Origin of the sequence: Thauera sp. 2A1 (assembly GCF_009469595.2) — a bacterium.
Lineage (GTDB): Bacteria > Pseudomonadota > Gammaproteobacteria > Burkholderiales > Rhodocyclaceae > Thauera.
On sequence record NZ_SSXV01000094.1, the window covers coordinates 1 to 1,655 of the forward strand.

Annotated in this window: 2 protein-coding genes; both read left to right on the forward strand. The window is 69.6% G+C overall.

Annotated elements, in window-relative coordinates; genetic code table 11:
• The first annotated feature begins 119 nt into the window (after positions 1-119).
• Positions 120-968, forward strand: a complete 849-nt coding sequence (locus GH664_RS22590) for a site-specific integrase (protein WP_153170293.1) — start codon at positions 120-122, stop codon at positions 966-968.
• Positions 969-980: 12 nt separating this feature from the next.
• Positions 981-1,655, forward strand: a 675-nt coding sequence (locus GH664_RS22595) for a transposase zinc-binding domain-containing protein (protein ID WP_194270484.1), incomplete at its 3' end; no start/stop codon positions are given.

The window sequence follows — 1,655 nt, forward strand, 5'->3', positions numbered from 1 at the left end:
GTTGAACTAAACCGCTGACGCGGTGGCCGCGAACCCAAGCGCCACCGCGTTTTTCATGACGTCTGCGACGACGACCTACCTTGAAACCGGGGATGTCCCCGCGTTCAAGGAGAAGTGTCATGAGCCCCTTACGTCAGCAGATGATCGACGCGATGGTGCTGCGCGGATTGGCACGGCGCACGCAGCAGGCCTACCTGTCGGTGGTTGCGCAGTTGGCCGCGCACTACCACTGCAGTCCCGACCGCCTCGATGCCGCGCAGGTGAAGGCTTGGCTGCTGCAGCGGATCACCGAGCGGCACCTGGCCTACACGACCGTGAACCAGGCCGTGTGCGCGCTGAAGTTCTTCTTCGACATCGTGCTGGGCCGCACGGCCGAAGCCATCGCGATTCCCTACGCGCGCACGCCACAGCGACAGCCGGAGATCCTCTCGCGCGAGGAACTGGCGCGCCTGTTCGAGGCGGCCGCCAATCTGCGCACGCGCACGCTGTTAATGACCGCCTACGCGGCCGGGCTGCGGGTGTCCGAGGTGTGCGCGCTGCGCGTCGCCGACATCGACAGCGCGCCGGATCGCATGTGCATCCGGGTGGTGGCGGGCAAGGGTGGCAAGGATCGCTACACGCTGCTCAGTCCGAGCCTGCTCGAAGCGCTGCGCGTCTATTGGCGCATCTGCAAACCCCGCGACTGGCTGTTCCCTCGCACCACCGACGCCGCCCGGCCATTCGACGTCAGCAGTGCGCAACGTGCGTACTACCGTGCCCGCGATCGGGCAGGCATCACCAAGACGGGCGGCATCCACACGCTGCGCCACGCCTTCGCCACCCATCTGCTGGAGGCCGGCGTCGATCTGGCCACGCTCGCGAAGCTCCTGGGCCACGGCCACCTGTCGACCACGCAGCGCTACCTGCATCTGGCGCGTCCGGGTTCAATCCCACACGACAGCCCGCTCGATCTGCTGCGCCGGCTCTGAGGCCGAGCGGCCATGGACCGGCCCACGCTGGCCGGCATTCTGCGCGCGCACGGCGAAGACTACCGGCGAGGCCACACCCTGTCGGCGGTGCAGACACGGGCCTGGCGAGCCATCGTCGACTGCCGCACCGCAGCGCTCGGCGGTGTGCGCGAGCGTTGCGCGAACTGCGGCGCCGAGCGCCATGTCTGGCGTTCATGTCGCAACCGCCATTGCCCGCAGTGCCAGACGCGGGCCAAGGAGGCCTGGCGCGCGGCGCGCCTGCGCGAGGTGCTGCCGGTGCCCTACGCGCACTGGGTGTTCACGCTACCCCACGCGCTCAATCCACTGGCGATCCGGCACCCGCGCTGGCTCTACGGCGCGTTATTCGACAGTGCGGCGGCCACCTTGCTCGAGCTCGCCGCCAACCCGCGCTGGCTGAGCGCCGTGCCCGGTTTCAGCCTCGTGCTCCACACCTGGAGTCAGGACCTGCGCATGCACCTGCATGTGCACGCCCTGATCACCTGCGGCGGGCTCGACGCCGAGGGCGGCTGGCGCGCCCCGGTGCGCGGCGCCACCTTCCTGTTTCCGGTCCGGGCCGCCTCGCAGGTGTTTCGCGGCAAGTTCCTCGCGCGGCTCGACGCAGCCCGCCGCAGCGGCGAACTGCCCGACGATCCGCAAGGTGCGCCGGATGCATGGCACGCCCGGCGC